The organism is Acaryochloris sp. IP29b_bin.148, assembly GCF_028285565.1.
GTDB lineage: Bacteria > Cyanobacteriota > Cyanobacteriia > Thermosynechococcales > Thermosynechococcaceae > Acaryochloris.
In genome coordinates, this window is record NZ_JANQOY010000134.1 from 1 (window position 1) to 6,272 (window position 6,272).

7 protein-coding genes are annotated in these 6,272 nt (G+C 47.6%); 5 read left to right on the plus strand and 2 right to left on the minus strand.

Annotated elements, in window-relative coordinates:
• Positions 1-176: 176 nt before the first annotated feature.
• The 5 genes from Q0986_RS12445 to Q0986_RS12465 all read left to right on the plus strand — a co-directional run bounded on the left by Q0986_RS12445 (position 177) and on the right by Q0986_RS12465 (position 2,730).
• Complete coding sequence (locus tag Q0986_RS12445; protein WP_299410635.1) at positions 177-701, plus strand: ATP-binding protein; 525 nt, start codon at positions 177-179, stop codon at positions 699-701.
• Between the two features lie 506 nt (positions 702-1,207).
• A complete protein-coding gene (locus Q0986_RS12450) occupies positions 1,208-1,483 on the plus strand; it encodes a hypothetical protein (RefSeq protein ID WP_299410637.1) in 276 nt (91 codons plus the stop codon).
• On the plus strand, positions 1,480-1,857 hold the full coding sequence (locus Q0986_RS12455; protein ID WP_299410640.1) for a hypothetical protein: 378 nt from the start codon (positions 1,480-1,482) through the stop codon (positions 1,855-1,857). Before Q0986_RS12450 ends, Q0986_RS12455 begins: the two co-directional genes overlap by 4 nt.
• 84 nt (positions 1,858-1,941) lie before the next feature.
• On the plus strand, positions 1,942-2,193 hold the full coding sequence (locus tag Q0986_RS12460) for a hypothetical protein (protein WP_299410642.1): 252 nt from the start codon (positions 1,942-1,944) through the stop codon (positions 2,191-2,193).
• A 78-nt stretch (positions 2,194-2,271) separates the two neighbouring features.
• Entirely contained in the window at positions 2,272-2,730 is a 459-nt protein-coding gene (locus tag Q0986_RS12465; protein ID WP_299410644.1) for a hypothetical protein, read from the plus strand.
• A gap of 2 nt (positions 2,731-2,732) precedes the next feature.
• Here Q0986_RS12465 and Q0986_RS12470 read toward each other — a convergent pair whose 3' ends face one another.
• Both Q0986_RS12470 and Q0986_RS12475 read right to left on the minus strand, forming a co-directional pair.
• Positions 2,733-5,522 carry a hypothetical protein gene (locus tag Q0986_RS12470; protein ID WP_299410647.1) on the minus strand — a complete coding sequence of 930 codons (2,790 nt, stop codon included), beginning with the start codon at positions 5,520-5,522 and terminating at the stop codon, positions 2,733-2,735.
• Positions 5,523-5,591: 69 nt separating this feature from the next.
• The coding region (locus tag Q0986_RS12475; RefSeq protein ID WP_299410649.1) for a DUF389 domain-containing protein at positions 5,592-6,272 on the minus strand (681 nt) is incomplete at its 5' end.

The window sequence follows — 6,272 nt, forward strand, 5'->3', positions numbered from 1 at the left end:
GTGCATCTACTGTGTCACTTCAATGTTTCGTTGGGGCTTATGCCTGTCTTGGACCGCAATCTCATGACCCAACATGAAAATGGGCGAACCGCAAGTTACTAGCCAATCGCTATCAAGGTGAATTAGATGAAACGGGCAATCGATACATCCGCTACATCACGGATGGGGCCATCCGAATGGAGGAATTGATTAGTGACCTCTTGAGTTATTCCCGTGTCGGTCGGGCTGCTATTAAGATCCAAGCCATTGACCTAGAGGCAACGCTACAGCAAGTTACATCTGATTTAGAAATCGCTATTGAGGAGAGCAATGCGATCATTACTGCCGGGGCTTTACCCACTGTCTCTGCAGATCCCACTCAAATGCGACAGCTATTGCAAAACCTCATTGCCAATGCCATCAAATATTGCCGAGCAGACGTTCCCACCGTGCGGATTTGGGCCACTCAAGCCGATGAGGCTTGGACAATATCTGTTCAAGACAATGGCATTGGCATTGATCCTCAATTTGCGGAGCGGATTTTTGTCATTTTCCAGCGTTTACATAATAAAGCTGCCTACTCGGGAACGGGAATTGGCCTAGCAATCTGCAAAAAAATAGTCGAATGTCACGGGGGCAAAATTTGGGTCGAGTCTCAAGAAGGCCAGGGGGCAACCTTTTCTTTCACATTGCCCATACCTTGTGACATTAAATCTGAATGATCCAGTCTGATATCACTCCCAGAAATCATTGCTTTGCAACTTGTATGATTCCTGATTTAGGCCACTCATTTCGGGTTTTATTCCATGGACCAAATCACCTGAAACCCTTTCACTTCATAGCCTCTCATCGATCCAGACTAAAATGGCTCCAGCCTTTAGTTTGATGTTCGATTAGGAAGGTAGATGCCTGAAAGCCGCTGTGTGGTGGGTAACCACGCAGCGCGCACTGCTGGAGCAGGCCCCCGAGGGGGCCGAAGTACGAGGGGGTAACGAGAGTATCAAGCAGACCGATGATGCCACTTCATGTTTTTGGGAAAACCAGTGCGATCAAGTTTTGAGTTCTCTTCCGAGAAGGTTTGGGAGACTGTCTCACCAATATATAAGTTCTTCATTTCTCTCTCTTTTGATAGAGGTATTGATTTCAATAACTCCTTCCATCGTCTGATGTGGCGCTAAGAAAAATTCCTTAATCTCGAAGAGAAACAAGATGAATGGAGACAAACTAGGTGCAAGCTAGCATCCAAAAAGCCTTCAGAATTCCGACTATTCGATGGAAAAGACTATTGCTCTCATTAATCATTTGGAGCATTTCTGAAGTTGGCCTAACTTGGCTTGGGCTGGATGACTTAGCTGATTGTGTTGAGTACGTTTTTAAACATCGGCAAATTGCCGTAGAGATTGCTCCAGTAGCCCAAGAAATAACCACCAATACGCTTGTTACTCCTAGTCTTTATCCACGTCAACAAGCAATATTTATTGAATTAAAGACTAATTTTGTATGAATTTTGAACAAGTAACCTATCCCTTTATCGGAATCAATCAAAAGCTATCAACCTGTATCTTGACGATTTATCGTCGGCCTGATTTTGATATTGTGATGATCAAGAATTCAACCCAGGAAGACGAGACGTTAGCGATTAAGCGATTGGATGCGATCGCAACCGGCGTTACCCGAGATTATCACCTCGATCCGGATCGTACCTGCTGGTTGATCCAGACCCCAGAACCCTTGAATCTACTGGGGGAATATCGCAAAATTCCGATTCAAAACACGCGAGGGGGCATGGTCCTCGCTAATCCTGAGCAGCGATGGTCCTATCTATCTGAAGCAGATATGCAAGCCATGATTGGACCTCCCGTACAGACTGCCGCTTAATCTCGCATCTTATTCACTGAATAAATTTATCTGTTCCCAGGCATTTGGGAAAAGATCTCACTGTTGTCCTCTAGGAGAAATTTTATGGCCGCCTCATCCCCCTTAACCGGTATTGCACTCATTGACTGTGCCAAAGCCAATGCCAAGAAAGGTGCTGAATTTGCAGCGAAACAATGTGGTTATAGTAACCCAGCTCAATTTCTAACTGCGGTTCAAGACGCCTGCCAGAGCATTGGCGTTGATATCGATGAACTCCAAGATTTAGTGTCTGATCCACATCCGACAAAAGTGATTTCTGGAATCGAGATTGCCCCAGAAACACCTACTAGCCTGTAGCTGAGTGCCAGGTCTTTGCTTGATTGACCTGCACAATACTCATGCCGATTTTTATAGCAATTGTTTCAGCCGCTTTTTATGAATTTTTTGCAATCCTCCCCCCTAAAATATTTACCCCCGTTACTGGCTGTGGGCTTCAGTTTTCAAGCCATGCCCGGTCTAGCCGTTCAGCCATCAGTGCAGGCGGAATCACACCTCTACGGACAGTCTCAGCAGCCCAACCAGCTGCAACAGGGGTATGTGGTGTTCGAACAGTATGGAAACACCGTTGTCGGAGCTTCTTACTATCCCCGCTCAGAATTTCGATGCTTTGTCGGTAACCTCAACCCTCAGTCAGAGGCGGTAACCGGGGTAATGTTAGCCTCGATGCAAAGGTCGCAGGCCCCAATCAATATCAATCTGTCTCCCTTGCATCAGCTGGATCGGCTGAGTCCAAATGACCAACGGATGCTGGCGACTTGTAAACAAGCTGTGGTTCATCGACAACCGCAACTCCCAGCCCGATGGCAACCGATTCCTGCGGCATTAGTGCAATAAGATTATCGAAATCCCCTCACGGCCCAGTAACCCGATAAGGCTGAAGTTATGCCAGAGGTGAGGGCAATAGCAAATAGCCACCAAGCTGCGATCGCAGCGGACTGACGAACTTTATCGGCCTGGCGTTGGGTGTCTTGTTTTAGTTCTTGGGCCTGCTGTTGCAGCTCTGTTTGTAGCTGATCGACTTGGTCTAAGAGGTGCTGCTGGAGTGCTTCAGCCTGTTGAGAGAGCTGGTGTTTGACGGTATCTTCTAGGTCATCGCGGGTATGGATGATTTGTTGGTAGGTGGATTGGGTGAGTGCGGAGATGCGATCGCGAATCTGCTGCCAAGAGGATTCTTTCAGGATTTCAGTTGGCGCTTTCCGGGCTAAAGCTTGAAGACTGTCCCCAATCTGAGAGACTTTGATATCAGGTAGGGCCTCAACCAGCGTTTCCTGGAGTTGAATCGACCCTGCATCGGGAAGCGAACTCAATACCTCTCGGACCTTAGTCGCTACGGTGTCTAGAGAGGATTGGGCTTTGTTTTGCAAAGATTGAGCTTCCTGACCCAACTTTTCCCATACTGAAGTCAGCTGTGATGCAATTTGTTCCATCTCGGCAGTCGTTAAATCTTTCCGCTCCTGGAGCAGAGAAATGATTTCAGACTGGCTAGGAAGTTGGGGGAATAGGTTTGTCTTGGGTGCAGAAACTCCTATATTGACCTCCTCTAAAAGGCCCCGCAAGTCTTGTTCCACAGATTCAAGCTTTGTTAGTGCAGAGCGATCCTGATATTTGAGATAGCGTTGGAGATGACCTTGCCAATTTTGGGCAGTGTGTTGCGTCCGACGAGCCCAACGACGAGGAAATTTAGCGATCTGCTGCCATTCTTCTTGCAGGGTCGCTAGGATTGAATCTAGATGTTGGGGAGTGAGATCGTACTCGTCTTGTAACTCCTGGGCCAGTGACATCCAATCCAGTTGTCCCAGATATTGGTTGAATATAGTTAAACCAGATGTCGGTTGATCGATCAGCTGCATCAATTGAGGCTTGAGGTCTTCTAAGGAGATGGACTGACCATCCGTCCCTTGCAATTGCTCGGCAATGATGGTCTTGAGTCGTTTTTGAATCGAGGGTGGGGCTGGCTGAATCGGGCCGGGACAGAGATGTTGCCAGTTTTCAGAGACTGCAGATAACAGTGCTTTTCGTTTCTTGGGTTGGAGACCTTTACGTCGTTTCAAGATTATTTGCAGAGCATCAAGGTCTGGTTGATGGAGGGCTAGCATTGATGTTGAGATAGGGATCTCTTCAATTAAGGCGTTCAGTTTCTGTTCAATCCCCTCTGGACTCAATTTGCTTAGGGTAGTGTAGCGGCAATAAGACTCCAGTTTTTGCTGGATCTGATGAAGGTGTTCTTGTTCAGGGGTATTCAGGTCTGAAGAAGGCTGTACTTGATCCAAGATATTGAGGCGCACCCGATTAAGCACGTCGGTAATTTTAGCCAGTTGATGATCAGGTAAATCCTGCCGTTGCTGGAGGAATTCCTGGATCTGATCGGGGGTGAGGAGGATGAGCTGTTGGTGAACAAGTGATGGATCCGCTTCAGGGTCATAAATAATATCTTTGAAGTCAACCTCAATCATGTCTGGTTGCAGATTCCAAATGGGTGTGTTTATTAGGTAGTCTTCAACGTCTAACTGGATTATATTGATCGGTTGCTTGGACTCAGATGAACCCGTCAGTTTTTGCTGAGTCGATTGCAGGACCTGCCAAATTCGCTGTACGTCCCAATCCGATAAATCAACCCGTCGGAGAGCAGTGCGAAATAGCCCTTTGTAATCAATATCCTGTAACGTGCTCCAGGAATGGGAGGTTTCTAGAGGGGCGAGTTGCGTGGATAAGGATTCGGATTGTAAGTCCGATGGATCTGCCGTTTGTAGAAAGTTTTTGAGATCTGCGACAGGGGCTGACTGCTGAGGGGATTCTGAGGCTTGTTGTGGGTGGTCGCCCACCTCTGGAGTTAGCTTTTCAATCTGCTGCTGAAGCTCTTCCAATATGGGCTGAGGGAGGTTTAGTCGATTTTGCAACTCTTCTACGATCTGCTCCAAATCAATCGTGTGATTTTCTGTCGTATTGGCAATAACCTCTTCTCCAATTTGCGAAAGATGGGTTGATTGAGAGGGGGTTTCAGCCTTTAGCTTAGCTAGAGTGCTCTCAAATACAGGAGAGAAATCCATGTCCTCCAAAGTCTGGATTAACTTAGAACTTGCTATTGCGTCTGGATCTTCATCAACAGAGCTTGTGTCTGATGATGTGGGATTGAAGAGTTGGCCCACGGCTGTAAATAGTCGTCGCAATCCTGCGCGTGTAAACCCTAAGACCGTATCAGCGACCGTCCCCACTGCTGATGTGCTCAGCCAAGTGAGCAGAATTAGATAAACGGCCCAAACTAAGCCCCCTAAAATTGCCCCTAGCCATGGATCCCTCACCTGACTCAGCTTGACCGCTAAATAACAAGCCGCAAATAAAACCCCATCAATGGAGAGCATAATAGCCAAGCCTGCCGCAACGCCGATCAGCGCAACACTACCAAAGCTAGCGTCTTCAGATTCTGGTGGCTGATCTGAAGCCGGGGGTTTGGGTTTCAGGTTAAATACGGACAACCCAATGGCAATCCCAAAATTGGCCAGCAATAACTGGAAGGCAAGTCCGAATAAAAGACCAGCCACAACGACAACGATAATTTGTCCACCGGAGAGTGTAGTAGCAGAGTCTACACGAGAGTTTAGCAAGGCTCTGTTGACGGTACTGATCATGGCCCTCCCAAAGAATATATAGTCCTGAACCGTTCGGTCCTAGAAAGATAGGACCAAATCCTGAAAACCCTATTGAAGGTGATGTTTGTTGATGGAGTGAGCGATTTGGAAGTCACTCGCAGTATGAGATATCTCTTCAAAAATTTCTGTGGGGACGACCCGTACTTTTAACTGAATGGGCTGTCCCAACTGTTCTATCAAAAATTGTCTCACCAGCCGGACTTGGTATTGAGAAATGGAGTCTGCTTTAGCTGCCACCTCTAGTTCCACCCGCAGGCCAGTTAACTGGGGCTGAACATCAATATTTCTGATTTCCGTATCGGCAAAAGTTAGAGTTTGCCGACGCAGGAGGGCGGCCACCTGTCGATGTACGTGCTCTTCCACCAAGATATTTCGCAGCGACAAACCCAACGGAATACCGAGCAGAAACAGGGCTAGAAATCCGGCAAATAGTCCTTTTTTTGCTCGCTCAAGGGAACCGTACTGCTGCCATAAAAAGACTAGTGCCCCACTGAAGATAATGCCCGTCAAGTTGGTGGCAAACAGAATACTGGCCCCTAATGCTACGCGAGCATTCCACCAGGCAATACCGATACCGATCACGCTTAAGGGGGGAACAAGAGCCACAGAGATGGCAACCCCAGATAGCGCATTCTCAACTTGACGGCGAGAAATAGCAAAAGCCCCTGCAGCGCCAGCCGCAAGCGCAACCCCCAGATCAATCAGGGTGGGACGAACCCGAGCCAAGAT